Raw genomic sequence first — 22596 nt, 5'->3', positions numbered from 1 at the left:
GGGCCCTGCTTGTGCAGGGCTTTTTTGCTGGTGGCGTGGTATATCCACCGCTGGCTTCCCGGTGCATTTGCGGCCGATTCCAGGCTCTGGTCACGAACAACAGACCAGAAGAAGCCGAGCAGGGGAGGCCCCATCAGCACTGAGACCCGCGTCAACGAGCGCATTCGCGTACCTGAAGTCCGATTGATTGGCCCTGGAGGGGAGCAGGTAGGCATCGTGCGTATCGAAGATGCACTCCGCGTCGCCGCGGACGCCGACCTCGACCTCGTCGAAGTTGCCCCCAACGCCAGACCGCCGGTCTGCAAAATCATGGATTACGGCAAGTACAAGTACGAGGCGGCGCAGAAGGCGCGCGAATCCCGCAGGAACCAGCAGCAGACCGTCGTCAAGGAACAGAAGCTGCGGCCGAAGATCGACGACCACGACTACGAGACCAAGAAGGGTCACGTGGTCCGCTTCCTCGAGGCGGGGTCGAAGGTCAAGGTCACCATCATGTTTCGCGGACGCGAGCAGTCCAGGCCCGAGCTTGGCTACCGATTGCTGCAGCGGCTCGGTGCCGACGTCGCCGACTATGGCTTCGTCGAGACCTCGGCCAAGCAGGACGGACGCAACATGACGATGGTGCTGGCACCGCACCGCGGCGCCAAGACCCGCGCCCGGGCGCGGCATCCTGAGGGGCCGGCTGGGGAGCCCGGCGGGCCCGGAGCCGGGGAGACGACACCGTCACCGAACTGACTGCCAGCAAAAGGCGCAACTGAACAAGAACCACGACCTGATAAAGCATCAGAAGCACCAGAAAGCACCAGAAGCGGAGGAAACATGCCCAAGGCCAAGACCCACAGCGGGGCGTCCAAACGGTTCCGGCGCACCGGCACCGGGAAGATCGTCCGCCAGAAAGCCAACCGCCGGCACTTGCTCGAGCACAAACCGACCACCCGGACGCGGCGGCTTGACGGCCGCACCGCGGTGTCGGCCAACGACGCCAAGCGGGTCAATTCCCTGCTGAACGGCTGACACGCCGAGCGGCGCTGCGCTCAGCGCCACCCTTGTCAATCACGTCCAACCGCATCTGAAGTTTGAACGAGAGTAGGAACATCCATGGCACGCGTGAAGCGGGCAGTCAACGCCCACAAGAAGAGGCGCAGCGTCCTCAAGGCCTCGAAAGGCTATCGCGGCCAGCGGTCCCGGCTCTACCGCAAAGCCAAAGAGCAGCAGCTGCATTCGCTGAACTACGCCTACCGCGACCGTCGTGCGCGCAAGGGCGAGTTCCGCAAGTTGTGGATCTCGCGGATCAACGCGGCCGCGCGCGCCAACGACATCACCTACAACCGGCTGATCCAGGGCCTGAAGGCCGCGGGCGTCGAGGTGGACCGCAAGAACCTCGCCGACATTGCGATCAGCGACCCCGCGGCGTTCACTGCGCTGGTGGACGTCGCGCGGGCGGCGCTTCCCGACGACGTCAACGCACCGTCCGGAGAGGCTGCCTAGCCCAGGCCCGGGTAGTGCTCACCGAACGCTCGGCCAGGGTGGCCGCGGCGGTGAAACTGCATCGCCATGTCGCTCGGCGACGAGCCGGGCGGTTTCTCGCCGAGGGGCCCAACCTGGTGCGCGCAGCGTCGGCGAGCGGATTGGTTCGCGACGTCTTCGTCACAGAGTCCGCGGCACAGCGGCACGCGTCCTTGTTGGCCGCCCAGGACTCGCCGGTGCATCTGGTGACCGAGCGCGCCGCAAAGGCGCTGTCCGACACGGTCACCCCGGCGGGGTTGGTCGCGGTTTGCGAGACGCCGACGACCCGGCTCACCGATGCGCTGGCCGGCTCACCTCGGCTGGTTGCCGTCGCTGTCGAGATCGGGGAGCCCGGCAACGCGGGCAGCGTCATCCGCATCGCCGACGCCATGGGCGCCGCGGCGGTCGTGCTCGGCGGGCACAGCGTCGATCCCTACAACGGCAAATGCCTGCGTGCGTCGGCCGGCAGCATCTTCGCGATTCCCGTCGTGGTCGCGCCGGACCCGTTTGCCGCGATCATCGCGCTTCGCGCGGCCGGGCTGCAGGTGCTGGCCAGCACGGTGGACGGCGAGACCTGCCTCGCCGACGCCGAGCCGCTGCTGGCAAAGCCGACGGCGTGGCTGTTCGGTCCCGAAGCACACGGCCTGTCCGCCGACGTGGCGGAACAAGCCGACCACCGCGTGCGCATCCCGATGTTCGGCGGCGCCGAGAGCCTGAACGTGGCGGCAGCCGCAGCCATCTGCTTGTACCAGAGTGCGCGGGCGCTGGCTCGGACGCGGTAATCAGGCCGCCCGTTTACGCCCTCGGGCGGGCCGCAGGCCGGCAATCGACAGCGTGCCGTGCACCAGTGATCCGGCACGCTCGAATAGAAACTTGGCCGGATTGGAACCAGGCGGAAAGTAATGCATCGGCAGTCCGCGGCGATCGGGTGGCGGCGCCATGAACGCGGGGGCTTCGATCAGTGGCGCGTCGTTTCGGATTCGTCCCTCGGCCCGGCGGTAAGCGGCCAGCGCACGCGGATGCAGCCGGATCTCGTCGGGAACCGCCAGGAACGCCAGCTCGACCACCTTTCCGAACAGCCGCAGCAGTATCTCGTCACCCGGCGTCCAGCGCATTCCCGCCTTCTCCCGGACGGCGGGTTCGAAAAGGCCGGCCGCGATCCAGCGTTGGCCGGCGAACATCGGCTTGAACAGCTGGTCCCACAGCGGCGTGGGCATCAGAACGAACCTCGGCTTGGGGATCCGCATATTGAAGATGTCCAGCGTCGCCTGGTTGATCTCGAGCTGCTCGCGGCCTACCCGCTCCCAGTACTCCTGGAATTCTTCCCACGATTTGGGCACCGGCCGCATGCTCATCCCGTACATCCGGTACCACTGCACGTGCTCGTCGAACAATTGGCGTTTCTCAGCTTCGGTCAAGCCGCCGCAGAAGTACTCGGCCACCTTGATGACCAGCATGAAGAACGTGGCATGAGCCCAGTAGAACGTTTCCGGGTTCAGCGCGTGGTACCGGCGCCCGTCAGCGCCGACACCCTTGATGGTGCGGTGATAGCCCTTGATCTGCTGGCCGGTTAAGGCCGCGCGATCGCCGTCGTAGACGACGCCCATGATCGGGTACACCGAGCGGGCCACGCGCTGCAACGGCTCGCGCAGCAGGATCGAATGCTCCTCGACTCCGGCACCCAGCTCGGGATACATGTTCTGGATCGCGCCGATCCACACGCCCATCATCCCGGTGCGCAGGTCACCGAAATACTTCCAGGTGAGCGAGTCGGGTCCGAGCGGTTGAGCGGATGTCGCGGATGTGGCCTGGGGTGAGATCGACGTCGTTGTCATCGCTGGCCTCCTACTGCCAATTGCGCTCACGATAACTTTGACAACGCACGTTGTCTATGATTTCCGCGCATCGCGGGGGATCGTGTTGCGCGCGGTCCGGAGACGATGTGACGAGGCTCTGATCGAGGCCCTGATCAGGCGCTTCGTCGTGAGTTGCGGCACCGCCGGGACGGCCGTCGTTGCCGCGTTCAGGCGCAACCGCCTACCCTTGCGATCGTGGAAGTCGGACCTGGGGATACGGATTCCGGCGGGTCTGACAAAGCGGCCACTGCGCTGGCGTCGCCGACGCCGCAACGACGCTCTCCGGCGCATTGGCTGCGCTCCAGGAACCACAGTCCGGGCGTCGTGGCGTTCATCCGCCGGGCGCGACGGTTGTTACCCGGTGATCCGGATTTCGGCGACCCGCTGTCCACGGCGGGCGAAGGGGGCCCGCGTGCGGCGGCGCGGGCCGCGGATCGGCTGTTGGGGGATCGTGATGCCGCATCGCGGGAGGTCAGTCTGAGCGTGCTACAGGTGTGGCAGGCGCTGACCGAGGCCGTGTCCCGCAAGCCGGCGAATCCCGAGGTGACGCTGGTTTTCACCGACCTGGTCGGGTTCTCGGCATGGTCGTTGCAGGCCGGTGACGACGCAGCGCTCACGCTGTTACGACAGGTTGCCCGGGCCGTCGAGACGCCACTGCTGGATGCCGGTGGACACATCGTCAAACGGCTGGGCGACGGTCTGATGGCGGTGTTCCGCAACCCGCTGGTCGCCGTGCGGGCCGTGTGCGTCGCCGAGGAGGCAATGAAATCGGTCGAGGTGGACGGCTACACGCCGCGAATGCGGGTCGGGATCCACACCGGGCGGCCGCAACGGCTGGCCTCGGACTGGCTCGGTAACGACGTCAACATCGCCGCTCGCGTCATGGAGCGAGCCACCAAAGGTGGCATCATGGTGTCCGGCGCGACCCTGGACCTGATACCGCAAAGTGATTTGGACGAACTGGGTATCGTCGCGAAGCGCGCGCGTAAACCCCCGTTTGCACACAAAGCCGCCGGCGTTCCGGCGGACCTGGCGATATACCGCCTCAAAACTCGTAGGGAGTTCTTAACCTCTGATGATCATGCCGAAACAAATGCAGAGGCATAGTAGAACGCGATGATTTACGGCATCTTCGCCAGGCTCGCCCGGGTGCGGTTCACCGTCGGTTACATGGCAGCCCTGGTCGCGGTCAGCACCGTAATCCTCATGGTTGATCCGCAGACGCACGACCGGATCATCCAGCGGGCCAGCACCAACCTGCACAATCTGTCTCACGGCCACCTGAGCACGTTGCTGAACAGCGCGCTCGTCGTCGAGGCCGGTCCGCTTTACTTCTGGATGCCGTTTCTGGCGTGCCTGCTTGCGCTGGCCGAACTGCATTTGCACACCATCCGGCTGATGGTGGCGTTCGTCGTCGGCCATATCGGAGCGACGCTCGTGGTGGTCGCGGCCCTGGCGGCGGCGGTCGAGCTCGGCTGGATGCCCTGGTCCATCACCCGTACCAGCGACGTGGGGATGAGCTACGGCGCTCTGGCGGTGCTCGGGGCGCTGACTGCGACCATCCCGCGCCGGTGGCGTCCGGCGTGGGTGGGCTGGTGGATTTCGGCGGGACTGACCGCCGGGGTCGCCGGCGGAGAATTCACCAACGCGGGCCATGCGGTCGCGCTGATCCTGGGTGTCTTGGTGGCATCACGGTTTCGTCCGCCGGTGCACTGGACGTGGGTGCGGCTGCTGATGCTGGCCAACGCCTCGGGGTTCGGCTTTTTGATGCTGGCTCACCACTGGGGCTCGATGGCTGCCGTGCTCGGATTCGGCGCGTTGGGGTCACTCGTGGCCTACCAAGTCAGCGGGCGCGCCAGGGCCCGCCGCCCGGCACTGGCTACGCCGGTCGCGGCCGCGCTGACCGGTCCGTAGCCGGCGCGGGGCCGCCTAGCGGCAATCACCGGATCACTTATGATCGGGCGAATCCAGCCCGGCAGAAGTGGGTCCCGTCAACGTCGATGCGGGCCACCCGGAACACCCTCGTCAGCCAAGGAGAAGTTCGCCGCGTGGGGGATCAACCCGTCGATTTGTCACCCGAGGCGCTGGCCGGGGCGGTCAGTGCCGCGCAGCGGGCGATCACGCTCGCTGACGACCTGGACGCGCTGGCGCGAGTCAAGACCGAGCACCTGGGTGACCGCTCGCCGTTGGCGCTGGCACGCCAGGCATTGGCGACTCTGCCCAAGGCGGAACGCGCCGACGCAGGCAAGCGCGTCAACGTCGCACGCGCCGACGCCCAGCGCAGCTTCGACGAACGACTCGCGGTGCTACGGGCGGAACGCGACGCGGCCGTGCTGCTCGCCGAAGGTATCGACGTCACCCTGCCGTCGACCCGGCAGCTGCCCGGGGCCCGTCATCCGATCACCCAGCTGGCCGAGCATATTGCCGACACCTTCATCGCGATGGGATGGGAACTGGCCGAGGGGCCGGAGGTCGAGACGGAGCAGTTCAACTTCGACGCGCTGAACTTTCCTCCCGACCACCCCGCACGCAGCGAACAAGACACCTTCTACATCGCACCGGAGGACTCCCGGCAGCTGCTGCGCACCCATACGTCGCCGGTGCAGGTGCGCACCCTGCTCGAACGCGAGCTGCCGGTCTACATCATCTCGATCGGCCGCACCTTCCGCACCGACGAGCTCGATGCCACCCACACCCCGGTTTTCCATCAGGTCGAAGGTTTGGCGGTGGACCGCGGCCTGTCGATGGCACACCTGCGCGGCACGCTGGACGCGCTGGCCCGCGCCGAGTTCGGGCCGTTGGCGCGCACCCGGATCCGCCCGCACTTCTTTCCGTTCACCGAACCGTCCGCCGAGGTCGACGTGTGGTTTGCCAACAAGAAGGGCGGCGCCGACTGGGTGGAGTGGGGCGGCTGCGGAATGGTGCATCCGAATGTGTTGCGGGCCGCCGGAATCGATCCGGAGGTCTACTCGGGCTTCGCGTTCGGGATGGGCCTGGAACGCACCCTGCAATTCCGCAACGGCATTCCCGACATGCGCGACATGGTCGAAGGCGACGTCCGGTTCTCGTTGCCGTTCGGGGTGGGCGCCTGATGCGCGTCCCCTACAGCTGGCTGCGTGACGTGATCTCGGCCGGGGCACCGGACTGGGATGTGGCCCCAAGCGATCTCGAGCAGACGCTGGTGCGGATCGGCCACGAAGTCGAGGAGGTCATCACCCTCGGTCCGGTCGACGGGCCGTTGACCGTGGGACGGGTCACCGCCATCGAAGAACTCACCGAGTTCAAAAAGCCGATCCGGGCCTGCCGGGTCGACGTCGGTGAGCAGGCTGATCGCGAGATTGTCTGCGGTGCAACCAACTTCGTGGTCGGCGATCTGGTGGTGGTGGCCTTGCCCGGTACCACCCTGCCGGGTGGATTTGCCATCACGGCGCGCAAGACCTATGGCCGTAACTCGGATGGCATGATCTGTTCGGCCGCCGAACTCGGTTTGGGCGCAGACCATTCCGGCATTCTCGTGCTTCCGCCGGGAACCGCTGACCCGGGCGCCGACGGCGCCGGCGTGGTGGGACTCGACGATGTGGTTTTTCACCTGGCGATCACGCCCGACCGCGGCTACTGCATGTCCGTGCGCGGGCTGGCCCGCGAGATCGCCTGCGCCTACGACCTGAATTTCGTCGACCCGGCTTCCGATGCTGCGGTGGCGCCGTTGCCGGTCGAGGGCGAGGCGTGGCCGTTGACGGTGCAGCCCGAAACGGGCGTGCGCCGCTTCGCGCTGCGCCCGGTCACCGGAATCGACCCCGCGGCCGTCTCGCCGTGGTGGCTGCAGCGCCGGCTGCTGCTGTGCGGCATCCGCGCGGCTTCTCCGGCGGTGGATGTCACCAACTACGTGATGCTCGAACTGGGCCATCCCATGCATGCGCACGATCGCAAGCGCATCACCGGGGGCTTCGGCGTGCGGTTTGCCCGACCGGGCGAGACCGTCGTCACCCTTGACGACATCGAACGCAAGCTTGATCCGGCCGATGTCCTGATCGTCGACGACGTGGCGACCGCGGCGATCGGCGGCGTGATGGGTGCGGCCAGCACCGAGGTGCGCGCCGACTCCACCGACGTCCTGCTGGAGGCCGCGGTGTGGGACCCGGCCGCGGTATCGCGGACCCAGCGACGGCTGCATCTACCCAGCGAGGCCGCGCGACGTTACGAACGCGGCGTGGACCCGGCCATCTCGGTGGCCGCCCTGGACCGGTGCGCCACGTTGCTCGCCGACATCGCCGGGGGCACGATTTCGCCGACGCTGACCGATTGGCGCGGCGATCCGCCGGTGGGCGACTCGGTCGCCGACTGGGCCGGGCCGCCGATCCGGATGGCCGTCGACCTACCGGACCGCATCGCCGGGGTGGCGTACCCAGCGGGAACCGCGGCGCGACGGCTGACCCAGATCGGCGCGGACGTTGCTGAAAGCTCTGAACGTGGAGTTTTGACGGTGACGCCGCCCAGTTGGCGGCCCGACTTGCGGCAGCCCGCCGACCTCGTCGAAGAGGTGCTGCGGCTAGAAGGTCTGGAAGTGGTGCCGTCGGTGCTGCCGCAGGCCCCCGCAGGCCGTGGTCTTACGGCGGTGCAGAAACGCCGCCGGGCGATCGGAAAGTCTTTGGCCTTGTCCGGCTACGTGGAGATCCTGCCGACACCGTTCTTGCCGGCCGGCGTCTTCGATCTGTGGGGTCTGCCGGCCGACGACCCGCGGCGCAGCACGGTCAACGTGGTCAACCCGCTCGAGGCAGACCGTCCGCAGCTGGCCACCACGCTGCTGCCCGCTCTGCTGGAAGCGTTGGCGCGCAACGTGTCCCGCGGGATCGTCGATGTGGCGCTGTTCAGCATCGCGCAGGTGGTCCGGCCGACAGAGCACACACGCGGCGTCGAGCTGATCCCGGTCGACCGGCGGCCCACAGACGCCGAGGTCGACATGTTGGAAGCCTCGTTGCCCCGCCAGCCACAGCACGTCGCCGTGGTCTTGGCCGGACTGCGTGAACCGCGAGGTCCTTGGGGTCCTGGTCGCCGGGCGGAAGCGGCGGACGCTTTCGAGGCGGCGCGAATCATTGCGCGCGCCAGTGGGATTGACGTCGCGCTTCGGGCCGCCCAATTCCTGCCCTGGCACCCCGGTCGGTGCGCCGAGGTGCTGGTCGGCGAAATGCTGATCGGTCATGCGGGTCAGTTACATCCGGCCGTGATCGAGCGATCGGGTCTGCCGAACGGCACCTGCGCGGTCGAGCTGAACCTCGATGCGATTCCCATCGTCGACGCGCTGCCGGCGCCCAGGGTTTCGCCGTTCCCCGCGGTTTTTCAGGATGTCAGCCTGGTGGTGTCGTCGGATGTGCCCGCCGAGACCGTTCAAGACGCGGTGCGTGAGGGTGCCGGCGAACTGCTGGAAGACATTCAGTTGTTCGACGTCTATACCGGGCCGCAGATCGGTGAAGATCGCAAGTCGCTGACGTTCGCGCTGCGGTTCCGCGCACCGGACCGCACGCTTACCGAAGACGACGCCAGCGCGGCGCGCGATGCCGCCGTGCGCTGCGCCGCCGAGCGCGCCGGTGCGGTATTGCGGACCTAGAGAGCGGGGCGAAAGCCTCTGCGCCGAGCCTGCGCTCAGGGCGTGGAAATCCGCCGCCAGATTCTGGCCGTGAGAACACGTTCGGTGAAATACCCCCGATCCAGAAAACGCCAACTTGGAATGAATTTGCAAACCAGTGCATAATCATGCAGAATCGACGGAATGGCCGACGCGATAAGAGTGGCGATAGCCGGCGCCACCGGATATGCCGGCGGTGAAATTTTGCGCCTATTGCTCGGGCATCCGGGTTACACCGGCGGTCGGCTCACGATCGGCGCGGTGACCGCCGCGACCAGTGCCGGCAGCACGCTCGGTGAACACCATCCACACCTGACGCCGCTGGCGCAGCAAGTGGTCGAACCCACCGAGCTGGCGGTGCTCGACGGTCACGACGTCGTCTTCCTGGGCCTGCCGCATGGGCATTCGGCCGCCCTTGCCGAACAATTGAGCCCGGACACGCTGATCATCGACTGCGGCGCGGACTTTCGGCTCACCGATGCCGACGCGTGGGAACGGTTCTACGGGTCTCCGCACGCGGGCAGCTGGCCCTATGGGCTGCCCGAGCTGCCCGGCGGGCGGGAGCGGCTGCGCGGCGCGCGTCGCATCGCGGTTCCGGGGTGCTATCCCACCGCGGCACTGCTGGCGTTGCTGCCTGCGGTGGCCGAGGATCTCGTCGAAGCCGCCGTCACAGTGGTCGCGGTCAGCGGAACTTCCGGCGCCGGCCGCGCCGCCAAGACAGACCTGCTCGGCGCGGAGGTCATCGGATCGGCGCGCGCCTACAACATCGCCGGCGTCCATCGGCATACCCCCGAAATCGCGCAGGGGCTACAAAGTGTCACCGAGCGCGACGTCAGGGTGTCGTTCACGCCAGTGCTCATCCCCACCTCCCGGGGCATCTTGGCCACCTGCACCGCGCGCACCCGATCGCCGTTGTCGCAGTTGCAAGCGGCGTACGAAAAGGCCTACGACGCCGAGCCTTTCATCTACCTGATGCCGGATGGCCAACTGCCGCGGACCGGTGCGGTGATCGGCAGCAATGCCGCGCACATCGCCGTCGCGGTGGACGAAGCCGCCGAGACGTTCGTGGCGATCGCGGCGATCGACAACCTGGTCAAAGGCACGGCCGGCGCGGCGATCCAGTCGATGAACCTGGCGCTGGGCTGGCCGGAGACCGAAGGCCTTTCCACGATCGGGGTGGCGCCGTGACCGAAACGGTCAGTGCGGCAAGGCTGCTGCGCGCGCAGGGTGTCACCGCTCCGGCAGGCTTTCGGGCCGCCGGCATCGCCGCCGGGATCAAGGCATCGGGGGCCCGCGACTTGGCGCTGGTGTTCAACGAAGGACCCGACTACGCGGCTGCCGGTGTGTTCACGCGCAACAAAGTCAAAGCCGCGCCGGTGATGTGGACGCAGCAGGTGCTGACCACCGGCCGGCTGCGTGCGGTGATCCTCAACTCCGGTGGCGCCAATGCGTGCACCGGGCCGGCCGGCTTCCAGGACACGCACGCCACCGCGGAGGCGCTCGCCGCCGCGCTGTCGGACTGGGGAACCGAAACCGGCGCTGTCGAGGTCGCGGTCTGCTCGACCGGCCTGATCGGCGACCGGCTGCCGATGGACAAAGTGCTCGCCGGTATCAGCGAGATCGTGCACGAGATGGCCGGCGGACTCGCCGGCGGCGACGACGCCGCCCACGCCATCATGACCACCGACACTGTGGCCAAACAGGTTGCGCTGCATCATCAGGACAACTGGACGGTAGGGGGCATGGCCAAGGGGGCGGGCATGCTGGCGCCGTCGTTGGCCACCATGCTGTGCGTGCTCACCACCGACATAGTCGCTGACGCCGCCGATCTCGACCGGGCATTGCGGCGTGCCACCGCCCGCACGTTCGACCGGCTCGACATCGACGGCAGCTGCTCCACCAACGACACGGTGCTGCTGCTCGCCTCGGGAGCCAGCGAAATCACCCCTGCCCAGGCTGAATTGGACGAAGCGGTGCTGCGGGTCTGCGACGATTTGTGCGCCCAGCTGCAAGCCGACGCCGAGGGCGTCACCAAGCGCCTCACCGTGACCGTGACCCGGGCAGCCAGCGAAGACGACGCGCTCATCGCCGCCCGTCTGATAGCCCGCGACAGCCTGGTCAAGACCGCCGCCTTCGGCTCCGACCCCAACTGGGGCAGGGTACTCGCGGCCGTCGGCATGGCGCCGGTCACTCTCGACCCCGATCGAATCACCGTGTCGTTCAACGGCTCTGCGGTGTGCATGAACGGCGTGGGTGTCCCGGGCGCCCGCGAGGTGGATCTGTCCGGGCCGGACATCGACATCGTGGTCGATCTGCAGGTCGGCGACGGGCATGCGGCCATTCGGACCACCGACCTGTCGCATGGCTACGTCGAAGAGAACTCGGCCTACAGCACATGAGCGTCCAGGCCCTGCCGACGCAGGTCAAAGCCCAGGTGCTGGCCGAAGCGCTGCCATGGCTGAAGCAGTTGCACGGCAAGATCGTCGTGGTCAAATACGGCGGCAACGCCATGACCGATGACACGCTGCGCGCGGCATTCGCCGCCGATATGGCTTTTCTGCGCAACTGTGGCATCCATCCCGTCGTCGTACACGGCGGCGGACCGCAGATCACCACAATGCTGCGCCGTCTCGGCATCGAAGGTGACTTCAAGGGCGGATTCCGGGTCACCACACCGGAAGTGCTCGACGTGGCCCGGATGGTGTTGTTCGGCCAGGTGGGCCGTGAGTTGGTCAACCTCATCAACGCCCACGGACCCTACGCCGTCGGGATTACCGGTGAGGACGCGCAACTGTTCACCGCGGTGCGGCGCAGCGTGACCGTCGACGGTGTCGCCACCGACATCGGACTGGTCGGCGACGTCGCACAGGTGAACGCCGCGGCGGTACTGGATCTGATTGCGGCCCGCCGTATTCCGGTGGTGTCGACGCTTGCGCCGGATGCTGACGGCGTGGTGCACAACATCAATGCCGACACCGCTGCGGCGGCGCTGGCCGAAGCTCTGGGGGCCGAAAAGCTGTTGATGCTCACCGATATCGAAGGGCTCTACACCAGCTGGCCGGACCGGGATTCGCTGGTGAGCGAAATCGACACGGCCACACTGGCACAACTGCTGCCCACGCTGGAGACGGGCATGATCCCCAAGATCGAAGCGTGCCTGCGGGCCGTGACCGGTGGCGTTCCGAGCGCCCACGTCATCGACGGACGGGTCAAACACTGTGTGCTCGTGGAACTCTTCACCGATGCGGGCACCGGCACCAAGGTGGTACGCGCATGACTCGCACGCAGAGCGTCCAGCAGCGCTGGCAGGCCGTGATGATGAACAACTACGGCACTCCGCCGGTAGCCCTGGCCAGCGGCGACGGCGCCGTGCTCACCGACGTCGACGGCAAGACCTACCTCGACTTGCTCGGCGGCATCGCCGTCAACGTCCTGGGCCACCGCCACCCCGCGGTGATCGACGCGGTAACGCAGCAGATGTCCACGCTGGGCCACACCTCCAACCTGTACGCCACCGAACCCGGTATCACGCTGGCCGAGGAGCTGGTCGCGCTGCTCGGCGCCGGCTCGCAAGCCCGGGTGTTCTTCTGCAACTCCGGCACCGAGGCCAACGAGGTGGCATTCAAGCTGTCGCGGCTGACCGGCCGGACGAAACTGGTTGCGGCACAAGAAGCCTTCCACGGCCGCACGATGGGCTCGCTGGCACTCACCGGTCAGCCCAGCAAGCAGGCGCCGTTCGAACCGCTGCCCGGCGACGTCACGCACGTCGTCTACGGCGACGCCGACGCGCTGGTTGCCGCGGTCGGTGACGACACCGCCGCGGTGTTCCTCGAGCCGATCATGGGGGAGAGCGGTGTCGTCGTCCCGCCCGACGGCTATTTGGCCGCCGCCCGGGAGATCACCGCGCGCCACGGCGCCCTGCTGATCCTCGATGAGGTGCAAACCGGAATGGGCCGTACCGGTGCGTTTTTCGCCCACCAGCACGACGGCATCACCCCGGATGTGGTGACGCTGGCCAAGGGGCTGGGCGGCGGCCTGCCGATCGGGGCGTGCCTCGCGGTCGGGTCGGCCGCCGACCTGCTGACGCCCGGCCTGCACGGCAGCACCTTCGGCGGCAACCCGGTGTGTACCGCCGCGGCCCTCGCCGTCCTGCGAGTACTTGCGGCCGAAGACCTGGTCCGGCGTGCCGACGTGCTGGGCAAGTTGTTGAAAGACGGCATCGAGTCCCTTGGGCACCCGCTGATCGGCCAGGTGCGCGGCCGGGGGCTGCTGATGGGGGTGGTGCTGACCGGCCCGCGCGCCAAGGACGCCGAGGCGACCGCCCGCGATGCCGGGTTCCTGGTCAACGCGGCCGCCCCCGACGTGATTCGGTTGGCGCCGCCGCTGGTCATCACCGAGTCCCAGATCGACGCCTTCATCGCCGCCCTGCCGGGCATCCTCGATGCCGCCGGAGCGACAGAGGGCAAACGATGATCCGCCACTTTCTTCGCGACGACGACCTCGCACCAAAAGAACAGACCGAAGTCCTCGAGCTCGCCGCCGAACTCAAAAAGGACCCGCTCAGCCGTCGTCCCCTCGAAGGCCCGCGCGGCGTCGCGGTGATCTTTGACAAGAACTCCACCCGCACCCGGTTCTCGTTCGAGATGGGTATCGCGCAGCTCGGTGGGCACGCGGTCGTCGTCGACGGCCGCAGCACCCAGCTGGGGCGTGATGAAACCCTGCAGGACACCGCAAAAGTGTTGTCCCGCTATGTCGATGCCATTGTCTGGCGGACCTTCGGTCAGGACCGGTTGACCGCGATGGCGTCCGCCGCGACCGTGCCCGTTGTCAATGCACTCTCCGATGAATTCCATCCCTGCCAGGTGCTGGCAGACCTGCAGACCATTGCCGAACGCAAGGGTGGGCTGCCGGGACTGCGGTTGTCCTACTTCGGTGACGGCGCCAACAACATGGCCCATTCGCTGATGCTCGGCGGGACGACCGCCGGCATCCATGTCACGGTCGCAGCACCCGACGGGTTCCTGCCCGACCCCGGTGTGGTTGCCGCAGCCGAGCAACGCGCGAAGACCACCGGAGGCTCGGTCACGGTAACCGCCGACGCCGACGCGGCCGCCAGGGGCGCCGATGTGCTGGTGACCGATACCTGGACATCCATGGGGCAGGAGAACGACGGACTGGACCGGGTGCAACCGTTCCGGCCGTTCCAGGTGAACGCGCGGCTGCTCGGGCGGGCTGACCCGGAAGCCATTGTGCTGCATTGCCTTCCGGCCCATCGCGGGGACGAGATCACCGACGACGTGATGGACGGGCCATCCAGCGCGGTGTGGGACGAGGCGGAAAACCGGTTGCACGCCCAGAAGGCGCTGCTGGTGTGGCTTCTGGAGCGGCGCCAGTGACCCGGTCGAAGGCCGCATCCGAGACTACCCGCGCCGGTCGCCAAGCCCGCATCGTCGCGATCTTGTCGTCGGCGCCGGTGCGCAGCCAGAACGAGCTCGCGACACTGCTGGCGGACGAGGGCATCGACGTCACCCAGGCAACGCTGTCGCGGGACCTGGAGGAACTCGGCGCGGTGAAGCTGCGGGGTGCCGACGGGGGTAGCGGCGTGTATATCGTGCCCGAGGACGGCAGCCCGGTGCGCGGCGTGTCCGGGGGCACCGACCGGATGTCCCGGCTGCTCAGCGAGTTGCTGGTTTCCACCGATGCCAGCGGCAACCTCGCGGTGTTGCGCACGCCGCCTGGTGCGGCACACTATCTGGCCAGCGCAATCGATCGCGCGGCCCTGCCCCAGGTCGTCGGCACTGTCGCCGGTGATGACACCATCCTTGTGATTGCCCGAGAGCCGCTGACCGGTGCGGAACTCGCTGGCATGTTCGAGAACATTCGGTAAGGAGATCGGTTCATGTCAGAGCGAGTCATCCTGGCGTATTCCGGCGGACTGGACACCTCGGTGGCGATCAGCTGGATAGGCAAGGAGACCGGCCGCGAGGTCGTGGCGGTGGCAATCGACCTCGGCCAGGGCGGTGAGGACATGGAGGTGGTGCGCCAGCGGGCGCTGGATTGCGGCGCCGTCGAGGCGGTTGTGGTAGATGCCCGCGACGAGTTCGCCGAAGGCTATTGCCTGCCGACCGTCCTGAACAACGCGCTCTACATGGATCGCTACCCACTGGTGTCGGCGATCAGCCGGCCGCTGATCGTCAAGCACCTCGTTGCGGCCGCCCGTGAGCACGGTGGCGGCATCGTCGCGCACGGCTGCACTGGTAAGGGCAACGACCAGGTCCGGTTCGAGGTCGGATTCGCCTCGCTGGCACCGGATCTCGAGGTGCTGGCGCCGGTCCGCGACTACGCGTGGACCCGGGAAAAGGCGATCGCATTCGCCGAGGAGAACGCGATCCCGATCAATGTCACCAAACGTTCGCCGTTCTCAATCGACCAGAACGTCTGGGGCCGCGCGGTGGAAACCGGCTTCCTCGAGCACCTGTGGAACGCCCCGACCAAGGACATCTACGCCTATACCGAAGACCCGACGCTGAACTGGAGCACGCCCGACGAGGTGATCGTCGGCTTCGAGCGCGGCGTGCCGGTCTCGATCGACGGCAAGCCGGTGTCGATGTTGCAGGCCATCGAGGAGCTCAACCGCCGCGGCGGGGCCCAGGGTGTCGGGCGGCTCGACGTCGTCGAGGACCGGCTGGTGGGCATCAAGAGCCGCGAGATCTACGAGGCGCCCGGGGCGATGGTGCTCATCACCGCCCACACCGAGCTCGAACACGTCACCTTGGAGCGCGAGCTGAGCCGGTTCAAGCGTCAGACCGACCAGCGCTGGGCCGAGCTGGTCTACGACGGTTTGTGGTACTCGCCGCTGAAGACCGCGCTGGAGAGCTTCGTCGCCAAGACGCAGGAGCATGTCTCCGGCGAGGTCCGGCTGGTGTTGCACGGCGGCCACATCGCGGTCAACGGCCGGCGCAGCTCCGAGTCGCTGTATGACTTCAACCTGGCGACCTACGACGAGGGCGACAGCTTCGATCAGTCGATGTCGAAGGGCTTCGTCTACGTGCACGGCCTGTCCTCGAAGATCGCCGCCCGCCGGGACCTGCGGTGACGCAGTTGTCTAGGCGAACAGACACAGAATCGCACGCAAACCGGCGTCTCAGTGCGATTCTGCGTCTGCTCGCGGGGAAGAAGTGAGCACCAACGAGGGGTCGCTGTGGGGTGGGCGGTTCGCCGACGGCCCGGCCGACGCGCTGGCCGCTCTGAGCAAATCCACCCACTTCGACTGGGTGCTGGCTCCCTACGACATCACCGCTTCCCGCGCGCACACCGTGGTGCTGTACCGAGCCGGGTTGCTCACCGAAGAGCAGCGCGACGGGCTCTTGGCCGGCCTCGACAGCCTCGCTGCCGACGTTGCCGACGGCAGCTTCGGCCCGCTGGTCAGCGACGAGGACGTGCACGCCGCCCTGGAACGCGGACTGATCGACCGGGTGGGCCCCGACCTGGGCGGCCGATTGAGGGCCGGACGGTCGCGCAACGACCAGGTGGCCACGCTGTTCCGGATGTGGCTGCGCGACGCGGTGCGCCGGATAGCGGCCGCTGTGCTCGACGTCGTGAATGCTCTGGCTGCTCAGGCCGGCGCGCATCCGAAAGCCATCATGCCCGGCAAAACCCATCTGCAGTCCGCTCAGCCCATCCTGCTGGCGCATCATCTCCTGGCGCACGCCCACCCGTTGCTGCGCGATGTCGACAGAATCGTCGACTTCGACAAGCGAGCGGCGGTGTCGCCGTACGGCTCAGGGGCGCTGGCCGGCTCGTCGCTGGGGCTGGATCCCGACGCGATCGCCGCGGATCTGGGCTTTGTGAGTGCCGCCGACAATTCGGTCGACGCGACCGCTGCGCGGGACTTTGCTGCTGAGGCGTCGTTCGTGTTCGCGATGATCGGGGTCGACCTGTCGCGACTCGCCGAGGACATCATCCTCTGGAGCTCAACGGAGTTCGGTTACGTGACTTTGCACGATTCGTGGTCGACGGGTAGCTCGATCATGCCGCAGAAAAAGAATCCTGACATCGCTGAGCTGGCGCGCGGCAAATCCGGGCGGTTGATCGGAAACTTGGCTGGATTGCTCGCGACACTGAAAGCGCAGCCGCTGGCCTACAACCGCGACCTGCAGGAGGACAAGGAGCCGGTGTTCGATTCGGTGGCCCAGCTGGAGTTGCTGCTGCCGGCGATGGCTGGGCTGGTAGCCCACCTGACGTTCAACGTCGAGCGGATGGCGGAGCTGGCCCCGGCAGGCTATACGCTGGCCACTGACATCGCTGAATGGCTTGTGCGCCAAGGCGTTCCGTTTCGTGCGGCACACGAGGCGGCCGGTGCCGCGGTGCGTTCCGCTGAGCAGCGTGGCGTCGGGCTGGAGGAGCTGACCGACGACGAGTTGGCGGCCATCAGCCCGGAATTGACGCCGCAGGTCCGTGATGTGCTGACGATTGAGGGCTCGGTGTCGTCGCGCGATGCCCGGGGCGGCACCGCGCCGACTCGAGTTGCTGACCAGCTAAGGGCGGTCCTGACGAGCTGTGACGAGCTCAGAGCCCGGCTGCGCCGCTAGTCGCCGCTGATCTGGTTTGCCGGGTTTTGCCGGGTGGTTGCAAGCCGACTAAACTCGATCTCTCAGCGATCGGGGTGAACCTTCAGTCCTAAATGTTCGTAATCAAGGGGTGGGACCAATGAGCGTGATCGCAGGCGTGTTCGGAGCGTTGCCGCCGTATCGCTACTCCCAAAAAGAGCTCACCGACTTTTTTGTCAGCATCCCGGATTTCGCGGGCTACGAAGACATCGTCCGGCAACTGCACGCCAGCGCCAAAGTCAACAGTCGCCACCTGGTTCTGCCGCTGGAACGGTATCCGCAGCTGACCGACTTCGGCGAGGCCAATCGGATTTACATCGAAAACGCGGTGGACCTCGGCTGCGAGGCGCTGACCGGCGCGCTCGACGATGCGGGACTGCGACCGCAGGACCTCGACTTGCTCATCACCACGTCAGTGACCGGTGTAGCGGTCCCGTCGCTGGACGCCCGGATCGCCGGACGGCTCGGGCTGCGCCCCGATGTGCGGCGGCTTCCGCTGTTCGGCCTTGGCTGCGTCGCCGGCGCGGCGGGCGTGGCGCGGCTGCACGACTATCTGCGCGGTGCGCCCGACGGCGTTGCCGCCCTGATTTCGGTGGAACTGTGCTCACTCACCTATCCGGGGTACCGGCCGTCGCTGGCAGGTATGGTCGGCAGCGCCCTGTTTGCCGACGGGGCGGGCGCGGTGGTCGCCGTCGGTGACCGTCGTGCCGACGAGCTGGGCGCCGGCGGGCCGCACATTCTCGATTCCCGCAGCCACCTGTACCCGGACTCGCTGCGCACCATGGGCTACGACATCGGCGCTGCCGGCTTCGAGCTCGTGCTGTCGAAAGACGTCGCGGATGTGGTCCGGCAGTACATCGCCGATGACGTCGGCACTTTCCTGGCTGCGCATGGACTAGGCACCACCGATGTCGGCGCCTGGGTCAGTCATCCGGGGGGGCCCAAGATCATCGAGGCGATCAATGAAAGCCTCGACTTGTCACCGCAGGCCTTGGAGCTGACGTGGCGCTCGCTCGGCGAGATCGGCAACCTGTCGTCGGCTTCGGTCCTGCACGTACTGCGGGACACGCTTGCCAAACCGCCGCCAAGCGAAAGCCCTGGGCTGATGATTGCGATGGGTCCCGGATTTTGTTCCGAGCTCGTTTTGCTGCACTGGCATTGATGCGCCGGTGAGGTCTTCTGCCTCCCTTAACCGTGGCCTGGAACGGTGACGGCGATGAGACAAAACAACTCTGGTGGGGGTTTCCCAAAGCCCGGATCCGCGGAATGACGCTGGGTATGCTGTGCCGGTCAACCCATCTATCCCCACTCTTTGGTTTGAGTGACACGAGAGGCCGAGTCGGATGAACAGCACTCACGAAGATCTTGTTCGAGCGCTGCGCAAGTCTCTCAAGGAAAATGAGCGGTTGAAGCGGGAGAACCACGAGTATCTGGCTGCACTGGCAGGCGGCCTTGCCGAGCCGGTTGCGGTGGTGGGGATGGCGTGCCGGTACCCGGGTGGGGTGGATTCGCCGGAGGCGTTGTGGGACATGGTGGCTGCCGGACGCGACGTCGTGTCGGACTTTCCGGCGGATCGTGGCTGGGATCTGGCCGGGTTGTTCGACCCGGATCCGGATGCGACAGGCAAGTCGTATTGCCGCGCCGGCGGCTTTTTGGCCGACGCTGCCGACTTCGACGCCACGTTCTTCGGTATCGCGCCGAGTGAGGCACTGGCGATGGATCCGCAGCAGCGATTGCTGCTGGAGGTCTCGTGGGAGGCGTTGGAGCGCGCGGGAATTGACCCGTCCGGGTTGCGAGGATCGGCAACCGGCGTGTTTGCCGGGGTATTTCACGGCTCGTATGGCGGCCAGGGCCGGGTTCCCGGGAATCTCGAGAGGTACGGTCTGCGCGGTTCCACTTTGAGCGTGGCGTCGGGGCGGGTGGCCTACACGTTAGGGCTCGAAGGCCCGGCCGTATCGGTGGATACCGCGTGTTCGTCGTCGTTGGTGGCGCTGCATCTGGCGACGCAGTCGTTGCGCTCGGGGGAGTGCGAACTGGCTTTGGCCGGCGGGGTGACGGTAATGGCCACACCGGCGATGTTCATCGAGTTCAGTCGGCAGCGGGCGCTGGCGTCGGACGGCCGTTGCAAGGCGTACGCCGGTGCCGCCGACGGCACCGGATTCTCCGAGGGCGTCGGTGTATTGGTACTGGAGCGGCTGGCGGACGCGCAGCGGTTGGGACATCCGGTACTGGCGGTGGTCCGCGGATCCGCGGTGAACCAGGATGGCGCTTCCAACGGTCTGGCAACGCCGAACGGCCCGTCGCAGCAACGGGTTATCCGGGCGGCACTGACCAGCGCGCGACTGGGCACCGCGGATGTGGACCTGGTCGAGGGCCACGGTACGGGTACCACGTTAGGGGATCCGATTGAGGCGCAGGCGATTTTGGCCACCTATGGGCAGGACCGGCCGGCCGATCGCCCGCTGTGGCTGGGGTCGATCAAATCCAACATGGGTCACACGTCGGCTGCAGCCGGGGTTGGCGGGGTGATCAAGATGGTGCAGGCGATGCGGCATGGGGTGATGCCGCAGACGCTGCACGTGGATGTGCCTACGCCGCATGTGGATTGGTCCGCGGGAGCGGTGTCGTTGTTGACCGAGGCGCAACCGTGGCCCGAGCTGGACAGGCCTCGCCGGGCAGGGGTCTCGTCATTCGGGATCAGCGGCACCAATGCGCACGTGATCTTGGAGCAGCCTCCCATACCGGACCCGGCGCTGGAAGCCCTTGAAGAGAAAGGGTTGTCAGAAGGTGCGATTCGGCATCCGGCGATTCCGTGGGTGCTGTCTGCTCGCGCGACGGAGGCGTTGGCGGATCAGGCCGAGCGTCTGCTGGCACATGTGGATGCGCACCCGGATCTGGACGCGCTGGATGTGGGTTGGTCGCTTGTCTCGGCACGTTCGACGTTCGAGCATCGGGCCGTCGTGGTGGGCGCCGATCGCGAGCAACTGATGTCGGGGCTGGCGGGATTGGTGGCGGGCGACCCTGGCGCGGGAGTGGTCGTGGGCCGTGCCCGCCCGGTGGGCAAGACGGTGTTCGTGTTCCCCGGCCAGGGTTCGCAATGGATCGGAATGGGAGCCGAATTACTCAGCACTGCAAAGGTATTCGCTGACCATATGCAGCGGTGCGACAAGGCGCTGGGGGAGCACGTCGAGTGGTCCTTGATCGACGTCATCCGGGGAGCGGCCAACGCGCCGGGGCTGGATCGGGTGGATGTGGTGCAGCCCGTCCTGTGGGCGGTGATGGTGTCGCTGGCCGAGTTGTGGCGCTCGGTGGGAGTGAATCCCGACGCAGTTATCGGCCATTCACAAGGCGAGATCGCGGCTGCGTATGTGGCGGGCGCGTTGTCGCTGGAGGACGCCGCTCGTGTGGTGGCGCTGCGAAGCCGGCTGCTGGTGCAGTTGTCGGGTGCCGGCGGCATGGTCTCATTGGCCTGTGGGTTGCCCAAGGCCCAGGAACTGCTCGCTCAGGGCGGCGATCGACTGAGTGTGGCTGCCGTCAATGGCGTTTCGTCGGTTGTGGTTTCCGGTGCGGTGGACGCGCTGGACGATCTGATCCTGAGTTGCGAGGCTGAGGATGTTCGCGCCCGCCGGATCGACGTCGACTACGCTTCACATTCGCAACACGTCGACGTCATACGTGAGCCGCTGGTGAAAGCGCTGGCCGGTATCGAACCCCAATCCTCCGCGATCGCATTCTTTTCGACGGTCACCGGCGAGCTTATGGACACCTCCGGTCTGGATGCCGAGTACTGGTACCAAAGCATCCGCCGCACCGTGCAGTTCGAGCGTGCAGTACGCGGTGCGCACGATGCGGGATATCGGGTGTTCATCGAATCCAGCCCGCATCCGGTACTCGTCGCCGGTATAGAAGAAACGGTGGCCGGCGTCGCCGCGGACGAATCGGTTGTCGTTCCGTCGCTTGGCCGCGATGACGGTGGTCTGCAACGCTTTTGGCTTTCAGTGGGTCAGGCGCATGTCGCCGGCGTGGCGGTGGATTGGCGGGCGGCTTTCGCCGATTGCAATACGCAACACGTGGACTTGCCGACGTATGCCTTTCAGCGGCAGCGCTTTTGGCTGACGGCCGCGGGTGTGGGCGGCGGTGATCTGGCCGGTCTCGGGATGGCGGGTGCCGAACACGGCTTGCTGGGCGCGGTGGTGGAGCGGCCGGATTCGGGTGGGGTGGTGCTTACCGGCCGGTTGTCGGTGGCTGTTCAGCCGTGGTTGGCCGACCATGCGGTGGATGGGGTGGTGCTTTTTCCGGGGGCGGCGTTCGTGGAGTTGGCCCTGCGGGCGGGCGATGAGGTCGGCTGTTCGGTGGTGGAGGAGCTGACACTGTCGGCGCCGCTACTGTTGCCGCCGGCCGATGCGGTTCAGGTGCAGGTGATTGTGGGCGCCCCCGAAGGGTCAGAAGGTTCAGGCCGTCGCAGCATCTCGGTGTATTCGCTTGGGGCCCGGCCCGGTTCGGAATGGGTCTTGCATGCCGAAGGTGCGTTGGGCACTGGAACAGTGCAGCCGGCCGCGGATTTGTCGGTGTGGCCGCCGGTGGGGGCGGCGGCGGTGGATGTGGCCGACGCCTATGAGCGGCTGGCCGGCCGTGGTTATCAGTATGGTCCGGCGTTTCGGGGTTTGCAGGCGATGTGGCGGCTGGGTTCTGTGGTGTTCGCCGAAGTCGCCGTTCCGGAGGTCGCCGGAGCGGGAGATGGCAGTTTCGGTATACATCCGATACTCGTCGATGCGGCGTTGCACGCGATGGGATTAGCCGACGATCAGCAGCAGACGATGTTGCCGTTTTCGTGGCAGGGGGTGTGTTTGCATGCTGCGGGGGCGTCTCGGTTGCGGGTGCGGATAGCGCCGGTGGGTGCTGGGGCGGTGTCGGTGGAGTTGGCTGACGGTGCGGGGTTGCCGGTGTTGTCGGTGCGCGAGTTGGTCGTTCGCCCCGTCTCGGCAGATGCGTTGTCGGTCGC

18 protein-coding genes and 1 pseudogene are annotated in these 22596 nt (G+C 67.0%); 18 read left to right on the top strand and 1 reads right to left on the bottom strand.

What is annotated here, in order from left to right:
- Positions 1-132 precede the first annotated feature (132 nt).
- The 4 genes from infC (at position 133) to A5791_RS24020 (ending at position 2288) form a co-directional block, all read left to right on the top strand.
- Entirely contained in the window at positions 133-735 is a 603-nt protein-coding gene (gene infC, locus A5791_RS24035) for a translation initiation factor IF-3 (protein ID WP_082967117.1), read from the top strand.
- An 84-nt stretch (positions 736-819) separates the two neighbouring features.
- Positions 820-1014: a 50S ribosomal protein L35 gene (gene rpmI / locus A5791_RS24030; RefSeq protein ID WP_067242428.1), complete on the top strand. Its 195-nt coding sequence runs from the start codon at positions 820-822 to the stop codon at positions 1012-1014.
- Positions 1015-1098: 84 nt separating this feature from the next.
- The gene (gene rplT, locus A5791_RS24025) at positions 1099-1488 is read left to right on the top strand and encodes a 50S ribosomal protein L20 (protein ID WP_067242424.1); all 390 of its coding nucleotides are present in this window, start codon (positions 1099-1101) and stop codon (positions 1486-1488) included.
- Positions 1489-1502: 14 nt separating this feature from the next.
- Positions 1503-2288: an RNA methyltransferase gene (locus A5791_RS24020; protein WP_067242419.1), complete on the top strand. Its 786-nt coding sequence runs from the start codon at positions 1503-1505 to the stop codon at positions 2286-2288.
- Here A5791_RS24020 and A5791_RS24015 read toward each other — a convergent pair whose 3' ends face one another.
- Positions 2289-3341 carry an oxygenase MpaB family protein gene (locus A5791_RS24015; protein ID WP_067242415.1) on the bottom strand — a complete coding sequence of 351 codons (1053 nt, stop codon included), beginning with the start codon at positions 3339-3341 and terminating at the stop codon, positions 2289-2291.
- A gap of 273 nt (positions 3342-3614) precedes the next feature.
- Here A5791_RS24015 and A5791_RS24010 point away from each other — a divergent pair, with 273 nt between their 5' ends.
- The 14 genes and pseudogenes from A5791_RS24010 to A5791_RS23945 all read left to right on the top strand — a co-directional run.
- On the top strand, positions 3615-4469 hold the full coding sequence (locus A5791_RS24010) for an adenylate/guanylate cyclase domain-containing protein (RefSeq protein WP_369828132.1): 855 nt from the start codon (positions 3615-3617) through the stop codon (positions 4467-4469).
- A 9-nt stretch (positions 4470-4478) separates the two neighbouring features.
- The gene (locus tag A5791_RS24005) at positions 4479-5276 is read left to right on the top strand and encodes a rhomboid-like protein (protein WP_067242409.1); all 798 of its coding nucleotides are present in this window, start codon (positions 4479-4481) and stop codon (positions 5274-5276) included.
- A 134-nt stretch (positions 5277-5410) separates the two neighbouring features.
- Entirely contained in the window at positions 5411-6454 is a 1044-nt protein-coding gene (gene pheS, locus A5791_RS24000; protein WP_067242405.1) for a phenylalanine--tRNA ligase subunit alpha, read from the top strand.
- Positions 6454-8967 (top strand): phenylalanine--tRNA ligase subunit beta, encoded by a 2514-nt coding sequence (pheT, locus tag A5791_RS23995; RefSeq protein ID WP_067242402.1) that lies wholly within the window; start codon positions 6454-6456, stop codon positions 8965-8967. The genes pheS and pheT overlap by 1 nt, the downstream gene beginning before the upstream one ends.
- A gap of 146 nt (positions 8968-9113) precedes the next feature.
- Positions 9114-10173 (top strand): annotated as a pseudogene (gene argC / locus A5791_RS23990) (N-acetyl-gamma-glutamyl-phosphate reductase).
- On the top strand, positions 10170-11384 hold the full coding sequence (gene argJ, locus A5791_RS23985; RefSeq protein ID WP_067242395.1) for a bifunctional glutamate N-acetyltransferase/amino-acid acetyltransferase ArgJ: 1215 nt from the start codon (positions 10170-10172) through the stop codon (positions 11382-11384). The pseudogene argC and the gene argJ overlap by 4 nt, the downstream one beginning before the upstream one ends.
- Positions 11381-12262, top strand: coding sequence for an acetylglutamate kinase (gene argB, locus A5791_RS23980; protein ID WP_067242390.1), 882 nt, complete (start codon positions 11381-11383; stop codon positions 12260-12262). Before argJ ends, argB begins: the two co-directional genes overlap by 4 nt.
- Positions 12259-13458: an acetylornithine transaminase gene (locus A5791_RS23975; protein WP_067242387.1), complete on the top strand. Its 1200-nt coding sequence runs from the start codon at positions 12259-12261 to the stop codon at positions 13456-13458. Before argB ends, A5791_RS23975 begins: the two co-directional genes overlap by 4 nt.
- Entirely contained in the window at positions 13455-14381 is a 927-nt protein-coding gene (gene argF / locus A5791_RS23970) for an ornithine carbamoyltransferase (protein WP_067242384.1), read from the top strand. Before A5791_RS23975 ends, argF begins: the two co-directional genes overlap by 4 nt.
- The gene (locus A5791_RS23965; RefSeq protein ID WP_067242381.1) at positions 14378-14872 is read left to right on the top strand and encodes an arginine repressor; all 495 of its coding nucleotides are present in this window, start codon (positions 14378-14380) and stop codon (positions 14870-14872) included. The genes argF and A5791_RS23965 overlap by 4 nt, the downstream gene beginning before the upstream one ends.
- Before the next feature lie 12 nt (positions 14873-14884).
- Positions 14885-16081, top strand: coding sequence for an argininosuccinate synthase (locus A5791_RS23960; protein ID WP_067242378.1), 1197 nt, complete (start codon positions 14885-14887; stop codon positions 16079-16081).
- Between the two features lie 82 nt (positions 16082-16163).
- Positions 16164-17576, top strand: a complete 1413-nt coding sequence (gene argH, locus A5791_RS23955) for an argininosuccinate lyase (protein WP_067242375.1) — start codon at positions 16164-16166, stop codon at positions 17574-17576.
- Positions 17577-17694: 118 nt separating this feature from the next.
- The gene (locus A5791_RS23950) at positions 17695-18756 is read left to right on the top strand and encodes a type III polyketide synthase (RefSeq protein WP_067242372.1); all 1062 of its coding nucleotides are present in this window, start codon (positions 17695-17697) and stop codon (positions 18754-18756) included.
- Between the two features lie 181 nt (positions 18757-18937).
- Positions 18938-22596 (top strand): type I polyketide synthase (locus tag A5791_RS23945; RefSeq protein WP_156661583.1); only part of this gene is annotated, 3659 nt, incomplete at its 3' end.

Origin of the sequence: Mycobacterium sp. 852002-51163_SCH5372311 (genome assembly GCF_001667115.1) — a bacterium.
Taxonomy (GTDB): Bacteria; Actinomycetota; Actinomycetes; order Mycobacteriales; family Mycobacteriaceae; genus Mycobacterium.
This window is presented reverse-complemented; position numbering and strand designations above follow the sequence as displayed.